The sequence below is a fragment of the Brachybacterium sp. GU-2 genome, assembly GCF_030866705.2.
Lineage (GTDB): Bacteria > Actinomycetota > Actinomycetes > Actinomycetales > Dermabacteraceae > Brachybacterium > Brachybacterium conglomeratum.
Genome location: NZ_CP133037.2, coordinates 2587762 through 2611076 on the forward strand (window position 1 = coordinate 2587762; position 23315 = coordinate 2611076).

A 23315-nucleotide genomic window follows, 5' to 3' on the forward strand; every position below is an offset into this window, starting at 1 on the left:
CGAGCCCGCGGTCTGCGCGTCAGTGCCCACCGGCCGACGGGCAGGTGCGAGGATGGCGAGCCATGACCTCCACGAGTATCGAGACCCTGCTGGACGCGACCCGACTGGCCGCCCTCGAGACCACCGAGGGAGGCAGGATCGTGGCGAAGGTGTCCGGCCTCGACCAGAAGGGCACCTCCTATCGCGGCTCCCTGGTCGAGATCGACGGGGACCGCCTGGTGCCTCTGACTCGCGGAAGCGCCTCCGTCGGTGCCGTGGCCCTCGACGAGGACGGCACCACCTACTTCACCGCGAAGCGCGCGGGCGAGGACGGCGAGGAGTCCGAGGACCCGCAGCTCTGGGCGCTGCCCGCCCGCGGCGAGGCGCGCGAGCTCGCGAACCGTCCTGGCGGATTCGGCGGCCTCGTCGTCGCCGGACGCCACCTGGTCACCGAGCTCGAGGTCCACTCCCAGGCGGCCGACGAGGCCGAGCACGCCGAGCTCACCGCGACGCGGAAGAAGGCCAAGGTCAGCGCCGCCTTCCACGCCGGCTTCCCGACCCGCTACTGGGATCACGACCTCGGCCCCACCCGCCCGGTCCTCGCCATCGCCGCCCTGCCCGAGGACCTCGCCGACGCCGAACGCACCGCCGCGCCCACGGCCGACGGGGCCGACGCGGACGAGGACGCCCCCACCCAGGTCCTCCACTTCCGCCACGTCACCATGCCGCCCGGACGCCTCGAGGCCTGGACCGCGGACCGCACCGGCGAGCAGGCCCTCGTCGCCATGGCCGACTCCCGCGACGACCGCCTCGCCGTCACCGACCTCTACCTCCTCGACCTCGTCGGCGCCCAGCCACCGCGACTGCTGCGGGAGGGCTCGAACGAGGTCGAGTACGGCCCTGGCGAGTTCAGCCCCTCAGGCGACCTGGTCCTCATCGGCCGCCACCGCCACTGGACGCAGACCGCCTCGCTCCACGCAGGTGTCGAGCTGCTCGACCTCGCCACCGGCGAGTCAACCCCCGTCTGGCCGGAGCTGGACCACTGGGTCGACCCCGTCTGGCTGGACGAGAACACCCTGGTCGCCACCTCCGACGACACCGGTCGCGGCTCCGTCTGGATCGGTGACGTCAGCGACGCCGCGCCGCGCCGCCTCGCCGGCGGCCCCGGCCAGGACCTCGCCTTCTCCGGTCTCTCCATCGCCGGCGGCGAGATCATCGCGTCCGCCTCCGGCATCAGGGTCGCCCCGCACCCGGTGCGGATCGACCGCGGCAGCGGCGCCGTCGAGGAGCTGCCGAACCCGGCCGACGTCCTCGTCCAGTCGGGCACGCTCACCGAGGTCACCGCGCAGGCCGAGGACGGCACGGCGCTGCGGGCCTGGCTGCGCGTGCCCGACGGCGAGGGGCCGCACCCGCTGGTCGTCTTCGCCCATGGCGGCCCCTGGGGCTCCTGGAACGCCTGGACCTACCGCTGGAACCCCGGCCCCTTCGTCGATGCCGGCTACGCGGTGCTGCTGCCGGACCCCGCGATCTCCACCGGCTACGGCCAGTCCATGATCGACCGCGGCCAGCACGAGCTCGGCGGAGCCCCGTTCACCGACATCATGGCGCTCACCGACCGGGCGATCTTGCGCGAGGACATCGACGAGGCCCGCACGGCCTTCGCCGGCGGCTCGTACGGCGGATACATGGCCAACTGGGTCGCCGGGCACACCGGCGACCGGTTCCGCTGCATCGTCACCCACGCCTCGCTGTGGGACACCGAGTCCATGGGCCGCACCACCGACAACGCCGCCTGGCACCGGCCGATGCTCGCCCAGAACGCGCGCTTCAACCCGCGCGACTTCGTGGGCGAGATCGTGGCGCCGATGCTCGTCATCCACGGCGACAAGGACTACCGCGTCCCGATCGCGCAGGGTCACGCCCTCTGGCACGACCTGCACGAGTACTCCGCCACCCCGCGCGACGCGCAGGGCCGCAGTCTACACCGCTACCTCTACTTCCCCGACGAGGGGCACTGGATCCAGGGGCGCGGCAACGCGCAGGTCTGGTACGAGACCTTCCTCGGCTTCCTCGATACGCACGTGCGCGGGACGGCCTGGGAGCGCCCGGCGACGCTGGGCTGAGAGGCGTGATGACGACGAGCCTGATCCCCGGCACCGGTCAGAACGAGGGGATCAGCGTGGCGCTGTGCTCGTCCTCGAGGAAGGTGCGCACCGCATCGGAGGTCATCGCCCGCTGCAGCGCCTGGATCTTCGCGGAGTCCCTGTTGTCCTCGCGGGCGACGAGCGAGATCGCGAAGCGCTGGTCCACCGTCTCCTCGAGCAGCAGGGCGTCGGCCGGGGTCAGGCCCACCTTCGAGATGTAGGTGGGGTAGTTGTAGACGAGCGCGATCCCGTCCTCGTCATAGGCGGAGGCGAGGTTCAGCAGGTCCACCTGCACGAACTCGAGCGCGAGGGGGTTGTCGACGATGTCGGCGACCCTCCCCTCGAAGCCGGCGTCCTCCGGGAGGGAGAGCAGGCCGTGCTCGTGCAGGATCGCGAGCGCGCGCCCCTCGTTGGAGAAGTCGTTCGGGATCGCGACCTTCGCGCCCTCGGGGATCTCCTCGGTGCTCGTGTACGCCTTGGAGTAGTAGCCGACCTTCGCGTCGTAGATCGCGGCGAGCTTCACCAGCTCCGTGCCGTTCTCCTCGTTGAAGGTGGTCATGTACGGCTCGTGCTGGGCGAAGTTCGCATCGACCTCTCCGTCGGCGAGCAGCCGGTTGTACTGCACGTTGTCGCTGACCTGCACGAGCTCGACGGTGTAGCCCTCCTCCGCGGCGACGGTCGCGGCGGTGGTGACCACGTCGGTCATCGGCGGGAGGTGCGAGGCGACCTTGATCGGGGTGTCGCCGCCGCCGTCGGACGCGCCGCCCTGACCGGAGTCGGAGCCGCCGCCGACTCCGCAGGCCGCGAGGCCCAGCGCCGCGCCACCGGCGAGGGCCGACAGGCCGACGGCGCGGCGGGTCGGCAGGCCGCCGGACGGGCGGACGGCGCTGCGAGAGAAGGGGGAGGGGCTGCCGACGGGCCGGGGCGCCTCGGCACGGCGGGAGGGGGAGCGGCGAGCGGAGGGAGCCACGGGATGTCTCGTTCCTGGAGGTGGGGGTCGGGGGAGGTGAGGCCGGGGCCTGCGGGACTGCGGGCTGCTCGGCTGTCGGGCACGAGCGCTGCGGTCGTCGGGCGGACCCGTCGGCCGGAGGGGCGCGGTCAGCGCCCCGTCGGTCCAGGGCTCGGGAGAGCAGTGTCCCTGCGCCCTGGATGATCATCACCGCCACGATCATCAGCACGATCGTGGCGTACATGAGGTCGTACTCGTAGGTCTGGTAGCCGTAGCGGATCGCGAAATCGCCCACTCCGCCGCCGCCCACGACGCCCATGATCGTGGAGTAGCTGACCATCGAGATCGTCACCGTGGTCAGGCTCAGCACCAGACCGGAGCGCGCCTCGGAGTACAGGAAGCGGGTCACCAGCTGCAGCGGGCTCGCACCGAGGGAGCGGGCGAGCTCCACGGTCTGCTCGGGCACGTCCAGCAGGGTCTGCTCCGAGAAACGGGCTTAGAGCGCGGCGGCGACGAAGGCGAGCGGCACGGAGGCGGCGGTGGTGCCGAAGGAGGTCCCCACCAGCCAGCGGGTGAAGGGGATCAGCGCGACCACGAACAGCAGGAAGGGCACCGAGCGCACCACGTTGACGTAGACGTTCAGCGCCGTGTGCAGCCAGCGCCGCTCGTACGGGCCGTCGGGGCGGGCCAGGTACAGCATCGTCCCCAGCGGCAGGCCGACGAGCACCGCCGCGAGCAGAGAGTTGCCGATCATGTACCCGGTCTCGACGATCGAGGTGATGATCTCGCCGCGGTACTCGGAGAGGCGCGCGAGCAGGTCGTTCATGCGAGGAACTCCGCGGCGCGCTCCGCGTAGCTGCCGGTGCGCTCGCGCGGTGGCGGGGGAGTGATGTCGGTGAGCGCGGCGATCCGGCCCCGCTCGAGCACGACGGCCCGCTCGCAGGAGCTCTTCACGGTCTCCAGCTCATGGCTGACCAGCACGATCGTGGTGGAGAGCTCGTCGCGCACCGCGCGCAGCACGTCCATCACCTCGCCCGTGTGGCCGGAGTCGAGGGCCGAGGTCGGCTCGTCGCAGAGCAGGATCCGCGGCTGGGTCACGAGGGCCCGCGCGATGGCGACACGCTGCTTCTCGCCGCCGGAGAGGCGTGCGGGATGCGTGTCCCGGTGGCCGGTCATCCGCACGAACTCGAGCATCTGCATCGCCCGCTCGCGGCCGCGCCGGCCCTGCATGCGCAGCGGGAGTGCGACGTTCCCGAGGACGGTCGAGTTCGCGAGCAGGTTGAACTGCTGGAACACCATGCCGATGTCCCGCCGCCGCTCGCGCTGCGCGCGGGCCGACAGGGCGCCCTGGTCCTCGCCGTCGACCAGGACGGTGCCGGAGGTGGGCGCCTCGAGATGGTTGATCAGCCGCAGCAGGGTGGACTTGCCGGAGCCGGATTCGCCCACCACTCCGACCATCTCGTTCTCCGCGATCGTCAGGTCGATGTTGTCCAGCGCGGTCACGGTGGTGCGGCCCTGGGTGAAGGTCTTGCTGACCTGGCGGAACTCGATCATCGGCTCTCGGGGGAGGGGAGGGCCCGTGAGCGGGCTCGACATGGAGAGCGCCCGACGGGAAAGGTGAATCAAGCCTATCCAGCCGGTGGGTCAGCGCGTTATGCGGTGCGTCACGGAACCCTCGTCACCGAGACGTCCCCGCCGCCGGCGAGCAGCTTCGAGACCGGGCAGCGGGCATGCGCCGCCTCGATCAGCGCCTGCGCCTCCTCGGCGGGCAGTTCGTCGATCCCGATCTCCGCGCGCGGCGCGAAGCGGTAGCCGCCGGCGGGATCGCGCAGCAGGTCCACCTCGACGCTCACCCGGCTCGCCACCCGGTGCCCGTGCTCGCGCAGCACCACCTTCAGCGTCTCGCCGAGACAGGTGGACCAGGAGGCCGCCAGCAGCTGCTCGGGGTCGAACCCGGCCGCCTCGGCCGACGGGCCGCCCGTCGGCAGCGTGATCGCGCCGTCCGGGCCGGCCGCGGTCGCGGCGAGCTCGACGGCTCCGGCGCCCTCGATGACCACCTCTCCCGCAGTGCCGCCGCGGTTGCGCACCTGTGCGGTGTACAGCGCCTCCTCGGCGGCGCTCGGTGCGGGCGGAGCGGGCGGTGCCTGCGCGGCGTGCGGCGCGGGGCCGTCGGCCGTGGGCGCTCCGTTCTGCGGGGTGGGATCGGTCGCCATCGTCCCAGGCTAGTCCCGCGGGGAGGGGCGGCGGGTGGTCGCGGTGCGCGTCGGCCTTGACTGCAGTTCGAACGCATGTTCGACTATCGGGCATGCGGTGGAGCGGACAGGAGATCGGCCCGGGGCCGGAGCGGCAGGCGGGTGCGCCCGCGCTGCTGGGCCTGTCGGGCCTGGTGCGCAGCGTGACCACGCCCGAGTTCCAGGGCGTCACCTTCCACGAGGTCACCGCGAAGTCCGCGCTGAACCGTGTTCCCGCCGCCAGCTCGATGCCCTTCGAGTGGACGGTGAACCCGTATCGCGGCTGCTCCCACGCCTGCGTGTACTGCTTCGCGCGCAACACCCACCGCTATCTCGACCTCGACGCGGGCGCCGACTTCGACCAGCAGGTGATCGTGAAGGTCAACGTCGCCGAGGTGCTGCGGGCCGAGCTCGCCCGCCGCTCCTGGAACGGGGACCTCGTCGCGCTCGGCACCAACACCGACCCCTACCAGCGCGCCGAGGGCCGCTACCGGCTCATGCCAGGGATCATCGACGCGCTCGCCGAGTCGCGCACGCCGCTGTCGATCCTCACCAAGGGCACCCTGCTGCGCCGTGACCTGCCGCAGCTCGAGCAGGTCGCCCGGCGCGTCCCCGTGGACCTCTCGATGTCGATCGCGGTGTTCGACGACGCGCTGCAGAAGGCCGTCGAGCCCGGCACCCCCACCACCGCGGCCCGGCTCGCGACCGTGCGCGCCGCGGCCGACGCCGGCTTCGCCGTCACCGTCTTCCTGATGCCGATCATGCCCTGGCTGACCGACTCGGACGCGCAGCTCGACGACGCGCTCGCCCGGATCGCCGAGGCGGGCGCCTCTCGCGTCGTGTTCGGGGAGCTGCATCTGCGGCCGGGGGCGAAGGAGTGGTTCCTCGAGTGGATCCAGCGCGAGCACCCGCACCTGGCCACCGGGTACCGCCGCTTCTACGGCAGCTCCTCCTACGCCCCGGCGAGCTACCGCGCCCAGCTGGCCCGGCGCATGCGGCCCCTGCTGCGGCGGCACGGCCTGGACGCGCGGGAGGACGAGGACCAGCCGGAGCAGCGACGCCTCACCCGTGGGTCCGCACGTCGGCCCACCTCGCCGCCGTCCGCCCTCGACCCGATGCCGCAGCCGGCCCTGTTCTGACGGAGGCGACCGTCTCGGCGCGCCTCGGCAACTCTCCCCGCTCCGCACTCGGCCCCGAAGCCCCGGCCCGCACTGTGCACGGCCACGGATCCTGCGCCGCAGCGGCGGCGCGCCGGCCGGTCGACTCAGGCGACGGCGTCGGGCGCGGCGGACCAGGTGTCGCAGCTGCGCAGCACGCCCTCGCTGCCCTTTCCCTGCCCCACCCACACCGCACGGGCCTCGGGGCTCGGCTCCCCGGCGGTCGCGGGCGCGGCCTGTGCGTCGACCGAGGTCACGAAGCTCTCCACCCTGCCGGCGGGACGGATCCCCTCGGGCATCCGGTAGACGGCCGCGGAGGCGAGGCACGAGACTTGCAGGTCGTACCGGCGCTGGAACTCCTCGGCGCGCTCCGGCTCGTCGGCCAGGGAGATCAGCAGCGTCCCGAAGTAGTCGTCCAGCGAGGCGGCGCTCATCGCGAACAGCGCGTAGGAGTAGGAGAGGTGCCACATGTACAGCTGCGGCACCTCCTCCGCGGCGGTGTTCGAGAAGCCGGGATCCCAGGCCGCGGGCCAGTACAGCGTGTTGTCGGCCTGGCACACGACGGGCGTCGCCTCGGAGAAGCGTGCCGGATCGCAGGCCGAGTCCTCGAGCAGCGCATCGACGGTGTAGACGACGACGTCGGGACCGGTGAACTCGACCCCGACCGCGCCGAGCGCCTCGCCCCAGCTGGACTCGAGGCAGTCAGCCCCGATCTCGAGATAGCCGGTCAGCTCCTCCGATGCGAGTGCGCCGCCGTCGGTCGGCGGCAGCTCGCAGTCGGTGGGGGCCTGCAGCGTTGCCTCCTGCAGCGGGTTCTCGGCGAGGACCTGCTCGAGGTCGTCGGCGGTGCCGGTGGGCTGCTGCCCCTCCTCGAGCGGCTGCCAGACGCCGGGCTCGGCCTGGGCGGAGCTGCTCGAGGACTCCGCGACGGGGTCGGGGTCGCTGTCGCGGTTGCCGAGCCACACCGCAGTCAAGCCGCCGCCCACTCCCAGCAGCAGGAGCATCGCGCAGCCGAAGGCGATCGCCGGCACCAGCAGTCCGCGCCGGCGCGTACCGGTCGCGTCGATGCCTGGCGGGGCGCCGGGCGGGGTGGGGGAGGAGGCCGACGGACTCCCGTCGGCCGGCTGCGCTCCCTGCGAGGTCGAGCCCTGCGGCTGCGCGACGGGCGGCGGCGTGCCGGTCGATCGCGCGGCCGACGGCGTGGCGGTCGACGCGGCGGGGTATTCGAAGCGGGGCCGCTGGTCGAAGCGCTGGATCGGGCCGGTGTCGGGCAGGAAGGGCCTGCCGCCGGGGGAGGGGTCGAACAGGCCGCCTCCGGGACGGCGCACCACGGTGTCGTCGTCGGAGTCCGAGAGCGGGACCTCGTGGACCAGCGCGTTCCCGTCGGCCTCCCGGGGTGGTGCCTCGCGCAGCACGGTGTCGTCCTCGGGCAGGTCCTCGCCGGAGCCGACCGGTCCGGCCCCCTCGGCGTCGCCAGGGCGGTGATCGGTCGGTGCCCATTCCGAGGGCGTGCCTCGGACGGTGCCCTCGAGGTCGGGATCCGCCGGGGAGCCGGTCCCGGCCTCGCCGCGCTGATCGCTCATCGTCCTCCTTCCCTCAGGGCCCGGTGGTCGGCGGCTCCTCCGCCGGACGCCCGGCGCCGTGGCCGAGCCGTCCGCTCAGGAGACCGTCTCGGTCTCCGCCGTCCAGGTGTTGCACTTCGCGAGGTCGCCGCCCGAGTCGAAGCCCGCCGAGATCCAGCGCGCCCGGGTCTCCGGCGTGATGTCGTTCGGCGGCTCCCCAGCCTCCCAGGCGTCGGGCGAGCCGAGCGCGTCCCGCAGCTCCTGGCTGGGCTGTGCGGCGCGGGGGACCTGCATCGACGCGGCCGAGGCCCAGCAGATCCACTGCAGCGAGTTGCGGCGCCAGGCGTCGTCGAACGCCTCCGGGTCGGTGTCCTCGTACTGGTTGCGCAGTTCGCCCTGGTAGAACACCAGCGTGCTGTTCCAGCTGGCGGCGTTGGAGTACATGTAGGCGAGGTCCCACAGGTAGGCGCCGGGCACGTGCGCCTCGTCCTCGAAGTCCGTCGCGGTGCCGTAGCCCACGGGCCAGTAGATCGTGGAGTCGAGGTTGCACATGCGCGGGAAGTCCTCGGCGAAGGTGTCCGCCTCGCAGCTGGAGGACGAGGGGACGTCCGGCCAGGTGTAGACCACCACGTCGGGCGCGGTCCAGGGCAGCCCGCGGTCGGAGCTCGCGACCGACCACACCTGGTTCAGGCACCCCGAGGCCGCATCGAGCACGGCCTGGAGCTGCTCCTGCGACGGCGAGGTCGGGGTGGCAGGCAGCTCGCACTCGCCCACGTCCGGCAGGCCGCCCTCGGTGAGGGGGTTGTCCTGCATGACGCCCAGGAGCTCCTCGGGCGTGGCCTCGGGGAACTCCCCGAGTCCCAGCACCTTGAACTCGGAGTAGTCGGACGCCTCGGTCGTCGGGGTCTCCTCGGCGGAGGCAGACTCCTCGTCGCTGGAGGAGGCCTCCGAATCGCTCGGCTCGACGGAGTCCGACGTCGTCGTGGGGTCGCCGGCGACGGGCTCCGGGTCGCCGCGGCGGAGCACGAGGAACCCGATCCCTCCGCCGACCACGAGGATCATCGCCGCGATGCAGCTCGCCGCGACCGCGATCAGCCCCCACGGCCGCTTCTGGTGCGGGGCGGGAGGCTGCACGCCGGGGCCCTGCCCGTAGCCGGGGCCCTGGGACGGCTGCGACGGCGGCTGCTGCCACTGCGGCGACTGCCACGGGCCCTGGGGCGCGCCGCCCGACGGCGAGGCGGCGGGCTGCTGCGGGCCGGGAGCCGACTGATGCGGAGGCTGGGCCCACGGTGGTGTGTTCTGCGGCTGACCGGCGCCGCCCTGACCGGGGGAGTTCTGCGGTCCGCTCGGATGCCCGGAGCCGTCCTGGGGACCGCCCGGCCCCTGTCCGTGCTGGCCGGCCCCGTCTCCCGGGCCGCCCCATCCTGCGTTCGACATCTGGTTCCCCTCGCCTCCGCCGCCGCACTGCCACCGCGCCGCTGGTGTGCAGGATATCCGGGCAAGTCGCCAGGGGAGAGCGTTCCACGAGCGGGGGAAGGGGCAGGGCCGCCGGTGCCCGGGCCGAGCGACCACGGCGGCCGCATATGCCGAAAGACCCCTGCCCGGCGAGCGAACTCGCTGATCAGGGGTCTTTCTCCGGCGGAGGATGGGGGATTTGAACCCCCGAGGGCGTTAACCCAACACGCGTTCCAGGCGTGCGCCATAGGCCGCTAGGCGAATCCTCCAGCGCTCGTGAAGAGCGATGATCAGAGTACCCGACAGCCCAGGCCTGCGCGAACCGAGCGGGCACACGTCACATTCGGCTCGTTCGCGACGGCGTCGCGGCGATGGTCAGGTACCGGCGCGTGGTGTGCCGATGCGCCTATAGAGGCATAGCGGCACGCCACGCGCCAGTGCTCGACACTCATGGGGAGGCGGGTCCGGGGCCGGTGGAGTCGCGGATGCGCAGCACGGGCTCGGCGATGCTGCGGGAGTCCGTGCGTCGGCCCTCGCGCCGCTCCTGCAGCATCCGCGCCGCGATCCGCCCCATCTCCGGTCGGGGCTGGTTCACGCTGGTCAGGTGCGGCCGGACGGTGAGTGCGACGGCGGAGGAGTCGTAGCCCACCACGCTCAGCCGCTCCGGCACCGCCACCCCGAGATCGGCGGCGCGGTGCAGCACCCGCACCGCGGCGATGTCGTTCGCGGCGAACACCGCCGTCGGGGCGTCCTCGGCGCCGCGTCGCAGCTCGCGCAGCAGCAGGTCGATGCCGTCGTCGGCCGAGTCCGGGCCGATCGCAGCGACCGCGTCGGCGAGCCCGAGCCGCGCCGTCTCGGCGAGGAAGCCGGTGCGCCGCGCGGCGGGTCCGGGCCGGGAGGAGAGGGTCACGTGCGCGAGGCGACGGTGCCCGGCCGTGACGAGATGCCGCACCGCGAGCGCGGCCCCGGCGGTGTCGTCGGTGATCACCGCATCCGTGCCCGGCACCGGGTCCTGCATCCGCCCGATCACCACCACCGGCACCGAGCGCGCCGCCTGCTCGAGCGCCTCCGGCGGCAGCCACGTGGTCACCGCGATGATCCCGTCCACCTCGAGGTCCAGCAGGCGCTGCAGCTGCCGCTCCATGTGCGCGGTGTCCCGCCTCCCGTGGGCGATCACGACCCCCGCCCCGAGCATCTCGGCGCTCTCCTCGATCCCGGCGATGACGTCGGTGTGGTACGGGTTCCCGAGGTCCGTGGGGAGCACCCCGAACAGCGTCGTCGCCCGCCTCCGTCGTCCGTAGCCGAGACCTCGCGCGGCCTCCCGCACGCGCCGGCGGGTCGTCGGCGCGATGCCGGGGCGGTCGTTCAGCGCCATCGACGCGGCGGCGGAGGAGACCCCGGCCGCACGCGCCACGTCGGCCAGGCTCGGGCGCTTCCCGGAAGTGGTCACGACACCGGTCTAGCAGTGCCGAGTGCGGTGCTGACCGGCGGGTCTGAAGGTTTTCAGTCCCGGACCCGAAGGCGTGCCGACGGGTTCACCTTCCGTTCACGGGGTGCGCCCCGATGCCGCCTAGCGTCGAGGTCATCGGCCCTGCGCCGCCCCGCTCCTCCCCGTCGAAGGACCTCCGTGACCACTGCGCCCCGCACCCTCGATCCCGCCTCGTCCGTCCTGCTGCCCATCGGCGACGGGGTCCCGGCGCTGCCCGCCCCCGCGGCGCTGCTGCTGGACTTCGGCGGCGTGGTCGTCACGACTGTCCCTCGCGTGACCTGGGCGCAGGAGCTCGCCGAGGCCGTCGTCGCCCGGTCCGCGACGCTCGGCGCCCGGCTCGATCCGGCGGCGGTCGCGGAGTCGCTGCGCGCGGGCCGCACAGCCCTGTCGATGTGGAAGAACGCCGCCTCCCGCCGCCTCGCCCCGCGTGAGCTGGCCCCGGCCGAGATAGTCGGCGACTTCCTGCTCGCCGACCTCCCGGACCCGGTGCGACGCACCCTCGCCCTCGACGCCGGAGAGCTGCTCGCGACGATGGCGACGATGGTCTCCGAGCACCACCAGCGCCCGGGCATCGACGAGCTGCTCGCCGAATGCGCCACGCGCCGCCTCCCGCTCGGGATCGTCTCCAACGCCCACTCCGGCCGGGCGCACCGCGCGATCCTCGCCGACCTGGGACTGGACCGCTTCTTCGGCGTGCAGGTGTATTCCGACGAGGTCGGGATCCGCAAGCCCCACCCGGGCATGATCCGACGGGCCGCGGAGGGGCTCGGCGTCGCTCCGCAGCAGACCTGGTACGTCGGCGACACCCTCGACCGCGACGTGGTCGCCGGGCGCCGCGCCGGGGTCGGCGCCGTGGTGATCACCCGCGACCGACGCACCGACACCCCGCCGTTCCGCATCGCCGAGGCTCCCGACCTCGTGCTCGAGACCCCGGAGGGGCTGATCGTCCCGCTGCGCGCCGCGCTCGATTCCGCGGCGTCCGAGCGCGGCGCGGCCGGCGGGCCGACGAGGGCGACCGCGCCGGGTACGGACCCGTCCGGCGGCGGCCCGTCGGCCGCAGCGCCGCCGTCGGTCGCCTCGGCCGGTGCCGCACCCACCGCCCCGCGCCGCGGGCGACCCGCCGTGCTCCTGGACCACGGCGGCGTGATCACGCTGTCCACCCCGAAGCCCTCCCGGAACGAGGAGGTCGGCGCGCTGATCGTCGAGCTCTCCGAGCGCATCGGCCACCCGATCGACCTCCCCACCGCCGCGCGTGCCGTGGCCGACGGCTGGGAGCGGCACCGCGCCCGCAAGCGCGCCCGCGACGGCCGCGCCCTGGACGCCCGTGACCTCGACACCGCCGCCGACCCCGCGCACCGCCACGACGAGATCGACCCGGCCGTGCTGTGGGGCGACCTCGTGGGGGAGGGGCTGCCCGAGCCGCTGCGCGCTGCGCTGCGCCTGGACGGCGCGCAGCTCTCCCTCGCCCTGCACCGCGCGAAGTCCCTGCCCGCACCCCGCCCCGGCGCGCTCGAGCTGATCCGCTGGTGCCGCGAGCAGGGCATCGTCGTCGGCATCGTCTCCAACACGATCTCCGGCCGCGGCGTGCGCGAGATCCTCGCCCGCTACGGCGTGCTCGCCGACCTCGGCCCCTCCGCGTACTCCGACGAGATCGGGGTGCGCAAGCCCGGCCGCGAGATCTTCGAGGCCGCGCTCGCGGGGCTCGAGACCGACCCCGCCGATGTCGTCTACGTCGGCGACAAGACCGTCAACGACGGCCGCGGCGGCAAGGACGCCGGCATCGGCACCGTCTGCCTGCTGCGCGGCGGCAAGGACTCCGACGAGTCGCTCGAGGAGGCGCTCGCGAAGGGTCTCGCCGACCACCTCCTCGACTCCCCGGACGCGCTCATCGAGCTGCTCGTCGAGCGCCTGCGCGAGGCCGCGCGTCCGTCGCCCGCGGCGGAAGCGCGCAGCACCACCCCCTGATCCCGGTGCCCGCGCGGCACCGTCGTCCCCCGTCCCCTCGCCGACCCTCCCTGCGACCCGCTTCCCCGGCCGCAGTCCGTCCAGCTCGCCCCGAACCACTCGAAGGAGACCCCCGTGACCACCCAGAACCCTCCCCGTCCTGCCGAGGACGAGCGCCGCGGCGCCCTCCGCGGCACCATCGACGGGGTGCGCAGCGCCCAGCTGTCCACCTCGCAGAAGCTCATGATCTTCGTGCTGTCGATGTCGCTGTTCGGCCTGTCGAACATCATCCTGGAGATCATCCCGGACCCCTCGATCGGCCCCGTCGACATCTCCGTGTCCTACATGGTGTTCGTGCCGCTGACGATCGCGGCGCTGTTCTCCCCGTTCTGGGCCGCGCTCGGAGCCCCGCTCGGCGAGATCGTGTTCACCGACCTGCTGATGGGTGACTTCTCGGGCCTCGCCGAGGTCGAGGGCTACCTGCAGATGTTCCTCGCCGTGTTCATCGCCGGCTCCCTGATCCGCAACCCCCGCTCCAGGGGGCAGATCGCGCTCGGCGCGATCGTGCTGGTGCTCGTGGACAAGATCCTCTCCGCGATCGTGGACCTCTCCAAGGTGTGGATCGGCGTGGAGGACGCGGAGTTCGTCGAGGGCCTGCCCGAGTCGATGCTGGCGCTCGAGCTCCTCGGCCTCGGCGTGGACGTGCTGATGTCCGGCATCCTGCTCGGCGCGATCCCCGCGATGTGGCTGATCCCGGCGCTGCACGGGAAGATCGAGCCGCTGATGGGCATGCGCCCCCGCGTCCCCGGCGAGCCGATCCCCGGCCAGGCCCGGATCTCCGGCACCTTCGTCGGCTTCGCGGTGCTGCTCGGAGTGGCGAGCTTCGGCTTCGCCTTCCTCGAGGCGTTCGACATCTCCGCCGGCGCCTTCGAACCGGACTTCATCGACCGGTTCGGCGACTGGTTCCTCCTCGTCTCCGTGCTCGCGATCGCCGTGGTCCTGGGGATCGCGTTCCTGCTCTTCCGCCGCGCGCAGTCCTCGCGGGAGACCGCGGACCGCGCCTGAGCGACGACCCCAGAACCCGGAGACCCTGATGCAGACCGTTCCCCCGACCACCGCCCCCGCCCCGGCACCCGCCGGCGACGGGAGGGCGGAGCCCGTGATCCGCGTGAAGGACCTGTCCTTCCGCTACCCGGGCACCGACCGCGACACCCTGCGCAACGTCGACCTCACCATCGAGCGCGGCGACTTCGTGGCGGTGGTCGGGGGCAACGGCTCCGCCAAGACCACCCTGTGCAAGACCTTCAACGGCCTGGTCCCGCACTACTGGAACGGCGACTTCGCCGGAAGCGTGCACGTGGACGGGGTCGACACCTGGGACTCGTCCGTCGCGGAGCTCTCCAGCCGCGTCGGCTACGTCTACCAGGACTTCCAGAACCAGCTGGTGCGGCCGACGGTCCGCGACGAGGTCGCCTTCGGCCCGCTCAACTTCGGCCACGCCGACTACCGCGAGCGCACCGACGAGGCCCTCGAGCATCTCGGCATCGCCCATCTGCGCGACCAGTTCGTGTGGCAGCTCTCCGGCGGCCAGTCCCATCTCGTGGCCCTCGCCGCGGTGCTCGCCCTGCGCCCCGAGGTGATCGTCGTCGACGAACCCGTCGCCGAGCTCGATCCGGCCCGGGCCCGCGAGATCTACCTGCGGCTGCGCGAGCTCAACGAGCGCGACGGCGTCACCGTGATCACCATCGAGCACCACGCCGAGTTCATCGCGGAGTTCGCCCGCACCGTGGTGCTGATGGCCGACGGCGCGCCCGTCTGGCACCTGCCCGTCCAGGAGGCGATGGACCGCCACGCGGACCTCGCCGCCCACGGCGTTCCCGCCCCGGACGCGGTCGCGCTCTCCTCCGCGGTCGGTGCGCGCCCGGTCGCGCTCGACGTCCCCTCCGCCGCCGCGGCCCTGCGGCCGGTGGTGAGAGAGCGGCCGGCAGGGAAGGCCGTCCCTGGAAACGCGCCTGCCGCCGGCGGGCCCGGCCGACCGCCGACCCGTGACGGGGCCGCCGATGCTGCTGCGCACGCTGCGGCCGACCGACCGGCCGACGGGTCCGCAGCGCCCGCCGAGGTCGTCGCCGCGCTGCGCGGGGTCCGCCACGGCTACCGCTCCGTCGCCGGCGACCTCTCCACCGTGCTCGACGACCTCGACCTCGACCTCCGGGCGGGGGAGCGCGTGGCGCTGGTCGGCACCAACGGCGCCGGCAAGACCACGCTGATGAAGCTGCTGACCGGCCTGATCGTGCCGCGCGCGGGCACCGTCACGGTCGACGGGATCGACACTCGCACTCGCTCGGCCGCGAAGATGGCCGACCACGTCTCCTACCTCTACCAGCACCCCCAGCAGATGTTCCTCAAGGACACCGTGCGCGAGGACATCGCCCTGTTCCCGCGCGGGCGGAAGGTGCCCGACGCGGAGGCGATCGTCGAGAGGATCATCGAGGACGTGGGACTCTCCGCCCTCGCGGACCGCGACGGACGCTCCCTCTCCGGCGGCCAGCAGCGCCGCGCGACGCTCGGCATCGGCCTGGCCATGAGGCCCTCGCTGCTGCTCCTGGACGAGCCGACCTCGAGCCTCGACATCCGCTCCCGCGACGACGTCACCGCCATGCTCGCCGCGCTCGCAGAGACCGTGCGCTGCGCCGTCGTCGCCACCCACGACATGGAGCTCGTCGCCACCTGGGCGAGCCGCGTCCTCGTGCTCGACCAGGGGAAGATGCTCGCCGACGTCACCCCGCGCGAGCTCTTCTCCCGCCCCGAGCTCACCGCCCGCACCCGGCTGGTCCCGCCGCAGGCCGCGCGCATCGCGCTCGAGCTGGGCCTGGATCCTCTGCCGCTGACCGCGGCCGAGCTGCGGCAATGGCTGCCGGAGCCCGCCGGAGCCGCTCGCGAGTCCGGCCCGCCAGCCGCGCCCGCACCGCCGTCTGCACCCGCGGAGCCGGACCTGTCGGCCGTCCCCGTCGGCCCCACCGCGAAGGAGGTGCGCTGATGGCGCGCAAGACCCACGACGTGCTCAGCGTCGACTGGATCCGGCTCGAGCTGCTGCGCACCGCGTACTCCACCCGCGGCGGGCTGTTCTCGAGGATGGATCCGCGGATCGTGCTGGCCTGGTACCTGCTGATGGCGATCGCGCCCTGGCTCACCCATGACACCGGCGTGCTGCTGGTGCTGTTCGCGCTCGGCGTCGTCTCCGTGGCCCTCGCCCGGGTGGGGCCGCTGGTGCTGGGGCTGTTCCTCATCGGCCTGCTCGGCAACGTGATCGGCCTGTTCGCGGCGTCGTTCCTGTTCGGCGGGAACCTCGACACCCTCGTCGCGCTCGCCGAGCTGAACCTCAAGCTCGGCGCCGTCTCCATGGCCTCGATGGCCGCGTTCGTGTCCCTGGACCCGGAGAAGCTCTCCGACGCGCTGCTGTGGTTCCACGCCCCCGAGCTGCTCGCCTTCGGTGTCAGCTACGGCTACCGGATGCTGCCGATCCTTGTGGACGAGTACGTGACCGTGTTCGAGGGACAGCGCCTGCGCCACGCTCCGGTGGACAGGCCGGGCCTGCTGGGCTGGCGGGTGGTGTGGCAGTGGTGCGTCCTCGCCGTCACCGCGTTCTACCCGATCATGCTCAACACCGCCAAGAACGTGCGCACGACGGTCGAGGCGCTCGAGACGCGCGGCTTCACCTACGGTGCCTCGAACCCCGCCGGACGCTCGCTGCGCCTGGCCTACCTGCGCGTCTCGGCGCTGGACCTCGTGGTGCTGCTGGTGAGCGCGGCGCTCGTCGTCGCCGCCTTCCCGCTCGGCGCGAGGATCTCCGGCCTCGTCTGAGCCCGTACCCGGCCCCGGTCGCCGTGGCCTCGGAGGACCGGGGTTACCCAGAGGCATCCCGTCTGAGCTGTCGCTATGGGGTCACCATTGCGACAGCTCAGACGGGATGCTCGTGGGCCACGACGGGATCCGAGGCGCGGGGCACGGATCCCGGGGGTGAGGCTCAGTCCTCCTCGGGCGCCTCGGGGTGGCTGCGGAGGTTGACGACGGCGGCGACGAGGCCGCCCCAGACGGTGACGATCGCGACGATCATCATGACGATGGCGGGGACGGACATGATCCCTCCTGGGGAACGGGCCGGCGCGGGACCGGCGGTGAGTCGTGCGGGCCGGCGCGGTGCCGGCGAAAGACGGGTCGAGCGGTGGTGCGGGGGGGGGGAGCCGAGTGCAGCTCGCCGGGGACGAGGTGCCGGGCGGATCGCCGCCCGGCACCTCGCACCTCAGAGTCCGGCGGAGCGCAGCTCGTGCGGCGTGGTCGCCTCGGGCGTGGTCACCAGGCCCTTGCCGGAGACGACCTCGGGGGCGATCGGGTCGCCGTCGGAATCGTCCTTGTACAGGTTGGAGCCGGCCGGCCACGGGATCAGCGAGAGGATCACCGCGACCACGACCAGGCCGATCGCCATCAGCCAGCCGAAGGTCAGCACGAACCAGCCCGGATAGCCCTCATAGGTGCCGTCGGCCGAGAGCAGGCTGATCGTGCTGATGATCAGCGAGACGCCGAGCACGAGCGGGGCGATGATCGCCACGCACAGGTACCACCAGCGGCCGATGTGGAAGGAGCCGCGGAAGTTCAGGTGGTCGCGGAGGGTCGGCATGCCGCGGACCACGAAGGCGACGATCAGCGAGGAGACCAGCGCCGCCGCGACGATGCCGTACTCGTTGGCCCACTTGTCCATCACGTCCAGCAGCGGCAGCCCCATCGTGGTCGAGAACAGGATCGTGGAGACCACCGCGATCGGCACGCACACCAGCAGGGTCGAGGACACGCGGGCGAGGCCGAACTTGTCCTGGACCGCGGCGATCACGACCTCCACGATCGAGATCAGCGAGGTGAAGCCCGCCAGCACCAGCGAGCCGAAGAACAGCACGCCGATCAGCGCGCCGGCCGGGGCCTCGGAGATGATCGTCGGGAAGGCGATGAACGCCAGGCCCACACCGGCGACGACCACCTCGTCGACCGCGACGCCCTGGGCCTGCGCCATGAAGCCCAGCGCCGAGAACACGCCGATGCCGCACAGGATCTCGAAGCTCGAGTTCGCGAACCCGACCACCAGGCCGGAGCCGGTGAGGTCGGTCTTCTTCTTCAGGTAGGAGGAGTAGGTGAGCATGATGCCGAACGCCACCGAGAGCGAGAAGAAGATCTGCCCGTAGGCGGCGATCCACACGCCCGGATCGGCGAGCGCGGCCCAGTTCGGGCGGAAGAAGGCGTCCAGGCCGTCGACCGCGCCGGGCAGGAACAGCGAGCGCACCACCAGGATGATGAACATGATGATCAGCAGAGGGATGAAGACGACCGAGGCGGCGGAGATGCCCTTCTGCACGCCGAGCGCCATCACCACGATCACCGCGATCCACACCACCAGCATGGAGATCAGCACTGCGGGGACGTAGTCGAAGGAGATCGCCACGTCGGCCCCGCCGAGGGCCTGGGTGTACTCGCCGAAGAAGCCGGCCGCCCCCTCGGGGTGGGCGTCCCAGCGCTGGTCGAGGGAGAAGATGGTGTAGTTCGTCGCCCACGCCAGGATCAGCGCGTAGTACAGGGCGATGATCAGGGCGATCAGCACCTGCCACCAGCCGATGAACTCGGTCCAGCGGCGGAAGCGGCGCCAGGCGGCGGGGGCGGAGCCGCGCCAGCGATGCCCGATCGCATAGTCGAGGAAGAGCAGCGGGATGCCCGCGGTCAGCAGCGCGACGAGATACGGCAGGATGAACGCTCCGCCGCCGTTCTCGTAGGCGACCGCGGGGAAGCGCCAGATGTTGCCGAGGCCGACGGCGGAGCCGATCGCCGCGAAGATGAAGGCGGTGCGGCCGCGGAACGCACCGCGATCGGCGCTCTGGGTGGCGGCGCCGGCGGACGGGGTTGGTGCACTCACGATGAGCCTCCGGGTGAGCTGCGCCGGTCACGGCGCGGGGGAGAGAGGTCGACGACGTCGGCGACCCGGGGAAGATGCGCCGCCTGGGGGACGACGGCACGGCGGCCGCGGGAGACGGCCCTGGACCGCAGGGATGGGCGGTCCGATGCACGGCGCGGTGCGGGATCGCCGCGGGGCACCGTGGGGGGATCGTACCGTCCCGAGGGATGGACGCGCGCGGAGCGGAATCGACCGCCGGGTCGTGCCCGGTGCGGCGAATCGGGCGCGGTACCGCACCGCACCGGCCCGGCCCGGGGCGCGACGGGGCGTCGCGACATCGACGGACCGGGCCTGCTCCGGGTCAGTCGGCGGGCGGCGGCGGGGGCGTCGGCGCGCCGACGGGCGGGGCGACCCGGGGGTGGGTCGTCCCCGAGCGGGCAGCGGTGCGGCCGTCGGCCGCGGCGCCCGACGACTCGTCGGCACGGCCGTCCGCTCCCGTCCCCGCAGCGGCACCGACGGGGACGCGGGCGGGCGAGGGGTCCCAGCCGCCGTCGACCACGCGGCGCTGCATCAGGATCGCGCCGCCGAGGATCAGGGCGCCGACGACGACCAGCAGCACGATCCCGGGCAGCACCCCGGTGCGCGCCGAGTAGCCGATGAGGATGCCGAACCAGCCGAAGTCGGTGTCGCCGAAGGTGGTGTTCGCGGAGCCGAAGGTGCCCAGCACCTTCAGCAGCAGCGCCGGCAGGAAGGTGACCAGCAGGCCGTTGACGAATCCGCCCGCGACCGCTCCGCGCCGTCCGCCGGTGGCGTTGCCGTACACGCCCGCCGCGCCGCCGGTGAAGAAGTGCGGGACCAGGCCCGGCAGGATCAGCGCGAGGCCGAGCACCGGGCCGAGCCACACGCCGAGCACCAGCAGGCCCACGAGACCGCCCGCGAAGCTCGACAGGAACCCGATGAGCACCGCGTTCTGGGCGTAGGGGAACACGATCGGGGCGTCGAGGGCCGGGATCGCGCCGGGCACGACCTTCGCGGCAATGCCCTGGAAGGCGGGGACGAGCTCGCCGAGGATCGTGCGCACGCCGAAGAGGATCACGGCGACCGCGATGCCGAACTGGAGACCCTGGGTCACCGACTGCATGAGGTAGTTGCCCACCCCCGTCGCCCCGCTCTCGAAGGCGCCGAAGGCGGTCTCCTGTCCGGCCCGGGCGAGATACGCGACGGCGACCACGAGATACATCAGCACCATCGACAGGGCGGTGGCCACCATGGAGTCGCGCAGGAAGCGGAGCGACTCGGGGACCTTGAGGTCCTCGGTGGAGCGGCTGCGCCCCTTGGGGTCGACGAGTCGGCCGACGGCGCCGGCGGCGATGTAGCCCGCCGTGCCGAAGTGACCGATCGCGATCGAGTCGTCCCCGGTGATCCGCCGGGTCCAGGGCTGGGCGAGAGCGGGCAGGGCCACCATGAGGATGCCCAGCAGCACCGCGCCGAGCACCACCACGACCACGGTCGGCATCCCGGCCGAGGCCATCACGATCGTGATCAGGGTGGCCATGAACAGCAGGTGGTGGCCGGTGAGGAAGACGTAGCGCAGCGGGGTGAAGCGGGCGAGCAGGATCGCGACCACGAAGCCGAGGATCATCAGCCAGGCGACCTGGGCGCCGAACTCCTCCTGCGCGATGCCCGCGATCGCCTCGTTGGTGGGGACCACGCCCTGGGCACCGAGCGCGCCCTGGATCATCACGCCCAGCGGGGTGAGGGAGGCGGTGACGAGCGTGGCGCCCGCGCCGATGAGCAGGAAGCCGAGCACGGCCTTCAGGGCGCCGCCCGCGACCTGGCCGACGGACTTGCGCAGCGCGATCAGACCGATCGCGGTGATGATGCCGATGAGATAGGCGGGGACGGAGAGCACCTCGTTGACGAGGAACTCGGCGACCGTGACGAGCACGTTCATGGTTCTTCTCCGGAGAATCGGGGGACGGGGGAGGGGTGGCTGACAGGTCGGAGAGGGCGGACGCGTCAGACGGCGTAGATACGGCGCAGGGCCGCGTCGATCTCCGCCTGCGAGGTGAAGTTCTCGATCACCTCGACGCGCACGCCGACCTCGCCGAGGGTGTCCGCGATCGCCCCGGAGGTGAGGATCGCGTCGGAGTCCTTGGCGCGGCCCTTCGCAGAGATCGTGTCGGTGGCCTGGACGTCCAGATGCGAGGACCAGCCCCAGCGCTCCAGGACCTGCTCGGCCGTGTTCTTCAGGAACAGGCTGGTGCCCAGCCCGTTCCCGCACACCGTGAGCAGGAGCTTCTTCGAGGGGACGGCGTGGGCATCGACCATGGCGCCCGTGCCGGAGCCGGTGTCGGTCCGGGCAGCGGCGCCGGACCGGGAGTCCTCTGCCGACCTCTCGCCCGGACCAGCGCCGTCGGCCGCGAGAGCTGCGAGCACGTCCTCTCGCGTCCGCGCCTCGTCGAGCAGGGAACGGCGGGCCGGGTCGGCGAGCACCCCGGCGAGGGCCGCGAGCGCCTCGCGGTGTGCGGAGCTGTCCGCCGCAGCCAGCGCCATGACCAGCGTGACGGGATCGTTGGCCGCGTTGCCGAAGGCGATCGGCTCCGCCAGGCGCACGAACGACATCCCCGTGCGATGCACCGACTCGTCGGGTCGGGAATGGGCGAGCGCGAATCCCGGTGCGATGACGATGTAGGGGCCGTGCTCCTCGACGGTGCGGATCATCGCCTCGGTGTAGGCGGGGTCGGTGGCGCCGGTGGAGACCAGCAGCTCGCCGGAGCGACGTATCGCCTCGCGCCAGTCGGCGGCATCGGCGTCCAGGAGGATCGTGGACGGGGAGAGCAGTTCGCTGAGCTGTGACATGTCAAGGGCCTCTTCTCACGAGGGCGGCGCGGGGCGTGATCGAAACGCTACGCCTGAGCCGTCGGCGATGGGGGAGCGCGCCTGTCCCGGTGCGACGAGGCCCACCCGCCCTGCATGTCACGGCCCCGCAACCGACCGCAGGCGCGCACGAGGCGAGGGGCCTCGACCGTTACGCTCGGGCCCATGTCTGAACCGTCCCCCGTGCGGCTCGGGTCCACCTCGACCGAGCCGTCCACCGCCTACATGCACCAGCTCGACGAGGAGAGGGAGGCGGCTCTGCGCACGCAGAGCCACCCCGGCTCCTCGCACACCGGCGCCCCGGAGGCGCTGCGCTCCCGGCTCGAGGAGGAGGTCGACGAGGCCGGCCCCGAGCTCGTCGACCTGATGATCGACCTCGCCGAGCATCCCGAGGTCGCCTTCGAGGAGCACCGCTCCGCCGCCGCGATCGTGAGGATCCTCGAGGGCCACGGCATCGAGGCCCAGCTCGGCGCCCACGGCCTGGCCACCGCGATCCGCGCCGAGATCCGCGGCGAGGGCGCCGGATCGGCCGACGCGCCGACCGTCGCGGTGCTCTCCGAGTACGACGCCCTGCCCGGCATCGGCCACGGCTGCGGCCACAACGTCATCGCCGTGATGGGACTGGGCGCCTTCCTGGGCCTCGCGGAGCTCGCGAAGAGGGACCCCTCGGCCGTGCCCGGCACCGTCGTCTACCTCGGCACCCCCGCCGAGGAGGGCCACACCGGCAAGGAGTACATGGCCCGCGAGGGCGCCTTCGACGGGCTCGACGCCGCGGTCATGGCGCACGGCTACCCGGGCTACGACCTGGCCGACCAGGTGTGGCTGGGCCGGCGCACCCTCACCGTCGAGTTCCACGGCCACACCGCCCACGCCTCCGCGCAGCCGTTCATGGGACGCAACGCCCTGGACGCCGCGAGCCTGATGTACCAGGGCATCGGCCTGATGCGCCAGCAGACCCCGCCCAGCGACCGCATCCACGCCGTGATCCGCGAGGGCGGCGAGCGGGCCAGCGTCGTCCCCGACCACGCGAAGCTCGACCTGTACGTGCGCTCCCAGCGGCCCGAGACCCTCAAGGACCTCTCCCGCCGGGTCGAGGACGTCGCCCACGGCGCGGCCCTGATGGCCGGCGTCGGCGTGACCGTCACCTGGGACCACCACCCGCCCTCCCTGCCGGTGCGCACCAACGAGGCGCTGACCGGCCGCTGGGTCGAGGCGCAGCGCCGCCGCGGCCGCGACCCGCTGCCGCTGGGCGTGGTCTCCACGACCCTCGCCGCCTCCACCGACTTCGGCAACGTCAGCTACCGCCTGCCCGGCATGCATCCGCTGATCCGCATCGCCCCGGCCGACGTCGCCCTGCACACCCGCGAGTTCGCGGCCGAGTCCACCTCGCCCGCCGCCCGCTCCGCCGCGACCGACGGGGCCTACGGCCTCGCCGCGACCCTGCTCGACGTCCTCCACGACCCGGCGCTCGCCGCCGCCGTCGCCGAGGAGTTCGCCGCCGCCGGCGGTGCGATCGACGTCCCCTCCTTCTTCGACTGATCCGCCGACGGACCCGTCGCAGCTGCCGCCGTCGACCCCGTCGGCCGACGGCCG

The 23315-nt window shown here is 72.9% G+C and carries 18 protein-coding genes, 1 tRNA gene and 1 pseudogene; 7 read left to right on the plus strand and 13 right to left on the minus strand.

Features of this window, described 5'->3' with window-relative positions; translation table 11 throughout:
• Positions 1-62 precede the first annotated feature (62 nt).
• The gene (locus tag RBL05_RS11780; protein ID WP_308739309.1) at positions 63-2102 is read left to right on the plus strand and encodes a S9 family peptidase; all 2040 of its coding nucleotides are present in this window, start codon (positions 63-65) and stop codon (positions 2100-2102) included.
• Positions 2103-2139: 37 nt separating this feature from the next.
• Here RBL05_RS11780 and RBL05_RS11785 read toward each other — a convergent pair whose 3' ends face one another.
• From RBL05_RS11785 to RBL05_RS11805, 5 genes and pseudogenes are all read right to left on the minus strand, one after another.
• A complete protein-coding gene (locus RBL05_RS11785; protein ID WP_308739308.1) occupies positions 2140-3093 on the minus strand; it encodes a MetQ/NlpA family ABC transporter substrate-binding protein in 954 nt (317 codons plus the stop codon).
• A gap of 199 nt (positions 3094-3292) precedes the next feature.
• A pseudogene (locus tag RBL05_RS11790) lies at positions 3293-3538 on the minus strand (ABC transporter permease); the annotation flags it as partial.
• A 30-nt stretch (positions 3539-3568) separates the two neighbouring features.
• The gene (locus RBL05_RS11795) at positions 3569-3898 is read right to left on the minus strand and encodes a hypothetical protein (protein WP_308739307.1); all 330 of its coding nucleotides are present in this window, start codon (positions 3896-3898) and stop codon (positions 3569-3571) included.
• Positions 3895-4626, minus strand: a complete 732-nt coding sequence (locus tag RBL05_RS11800; protein WP_308739306.1) for a methionine ABC transporter ATP-binding protein — start codon at positions 4624-4626, stop codon at positions 3895-3897. The genes RBL05_RS11795 and RBL05_RS11800 overlap by 4 nt, the downstream gene beginning before the upstream one ends.
• Before the next feature lie 110 nt (positions 4627-4736).
• Complete coding sequence (locus RBL05_RS11805) at positions 4737-5285, minus strand: OsmC family protein (RefSeq protein WP_308739305.1); 549 nt, start codon at positions 5283-5285, stop codon at positions 4737-4739.
• 92 nt (positions 5286-5377) lie between these two features.
• On the opposite strand from RBL05_RS11805, the gene RBL05_RS11810 reads away from it, so the two are divergent.
• Complete coding sequence (locus tag RBL05_RS11810) at positions 5378-6442, plus strand: Rv2578c family radical SAM protein (RefSeq protein ID WP_308739304.1); 1065 nt, start codon at positions 5378-5380, stop codon at positions 6440-6442.
• Between the two features lie 125 nt (positions 6443-6567).
• Here the strand turns inward: RBL05_RS11810 and RBL05_RS11815 are convergent, their stop codons facing one another.
• From RBL05_RS11815 to RBL05_RS11830, 4 genes are all read right to left on the minus strand, one after another.
• Positions 6568-8043, minus strand: coding sequence for a hypothetical protein (locus RBL05_RS11815; RefSeq protein WP_308739303.1), 1476 nt, complete (start codon positions 8041-8043; stop codon positions 6568-6570).
• A 75-nt stretch (positions 8044-8118) separates the two neighbouring features.
• Complete coding sequence (locus RBL05_RS11820) at positions 8119-9459, minus strand: hypothetical protein (protein WP_308739302.1); 1341 nt, start codon at positions 9457-9459, stop codon at positions 8119-8121.
• Between the two features lie 202 nt (positions 9460-9661).
• A tRNA-Ser gene (locus tag RBL05_RS11825) sits at positions 9662-9746 on the minus strand.
• A 179-nt stretch (positions 9747-9925) separates the two neighbouring features.
• The gene (locus RBL05_RS11830) at positions 9926-10927 is read right to left on the minus strand and encodes a LacI family DNA-binding transcriptional regulator (RefSeq protein WP_308739301.1); all 1002 of its coding nucleotides are present in this window, start codon (positions 10925-10927) and stop codon (positions 9926-9928) included.
• Positions 10928-11104: 177 nt separating this feature from the next.
• On the opposite strand from RBL05_RS11830, the gene RBL05_RS11835 reads away from it, so the two are divergent.
• The 4 genes from RBL05_RS11835 (at position 11105) to RBL05_RS11850 (ending at position 16771) form a co-directional block, all read left to right on the plus strand.
• Complete coding sequence (locus tag RBL05_RS11835) at positions 11105-12931, plus strand: HAD family hydrolase (protein WP_308739300.1); 1827 nt, start codon at positions 11105-11107, stop codon at positions 12929-12931.
• 114 nt (positions 12932-13045) lie between these two features.
• A complete protein-coding gene (locus RBL05_RS11840; RefSeq protein ID WP_308739299.1) occupies positions 13046-13975 on the plus strand; it encodes a cell division protein FtsQ in 930 nt (309 codons plus the stop codon).
• A gap of 28 nt (positions 13976-14003) precedes the next feature.
• Entirely contained in the window at positions 14004-15947 is a 1944-nt protein-coding gene (locus tag RBL05_RS11845) for an ABC transporter ATP-binding protein (RefSeq protein ID WP_308739298.1), read from the plus strand.
• Complete coding sequence (locus tag RBL05_RS11850; RefSeq protein WP_308739297.1) at positions 15947-16771, plus strand: energy-coupling factor transporter transmembrane component T family protein; 825 nt, start codon at positions 15947-15949, stop codon at positions 16769-16771. The genes RBL05_RS11845 and RBL05_RS11850 overlap by 1 nt, the downstream gene beginning before the upstream one ends.
• Before the next feature lie 163 nt (positions 16772-16934).
• Here RBL05_RS11850 and RBL05_RS11855 read toward each other — a convergent pair whose 3' ends face one another.
• The 4 genes from RBL05_RS11855 to RBL05_RS11870 all read right to left on the minus strand — a co-directional run bounded on the left by RBL05_RS11855 (position 16935) and on the right by RBL05_RS11870 (position 21704).
• Positions 16935-17048, minus strand: coding sequence for a methionine/alanine import family NSS transporter small subunit (locus tag RBL05_RS11855; protein WP_082358729.1), 114 nt, complete (start codon positions 17046-17048; stop codon positions 16935-16937).
• A 162-nt stretch (positions 17049-17210) separates the two neighbouring features.
• On the minus strand, positions 17211-18863 hold the full coding sequence (locus tag RBL05_RS11860) for a sodium-dependent transporter (RefSeq protein ID WP_308739296.1): 1653 nt from the start codon (positions 18861-18863) through the stop codon (positions 17211-17213).
• A 340-nt stretch (positions 18864-19203) separates the two neighbouring features.
• Positions 19204-20796 (minus strand): PTS ascorbate transporter subunit IIC, encoded by a 1593-nt coding sequence (locus RBL05_RS11865; RefSeq protein ID WP_308739295.1) that lies wholly within the window; start codon positions 20794-20796, stop codon positions 19204-19206.
• Between the two features lie 65 nt (positions 20797-20861).
• The gene (locus tag RBL05_RS11870; protein WP_308739294.1) at positions 20862-21704 is read right to left on the minus strand and encodes a PTS sugar transporter subunit IIA; all 843 of its coding nucleotides are present in this window, start codon (positions 21702-21704) and stop codon (positions 20862-20864) included.
• 183 nt (positions 21705-21887) lie between these two features.
• Between RBL05_RS11870 and RBL05_RS11875 the strand changes: the two genes are divergently transcribed.
• Positions 21888-23261, plus strand: a complete 1374-nt coding sequence (locus tag RBL05_RS11875; RefSeq protein WP_308739293.1) for a M20 family metallopeptidase — start codon at positions 21888-21890, stop codon at positions 23259-23261.
• Positions 23262-23315: the final 54 nt, after the last annotated feature.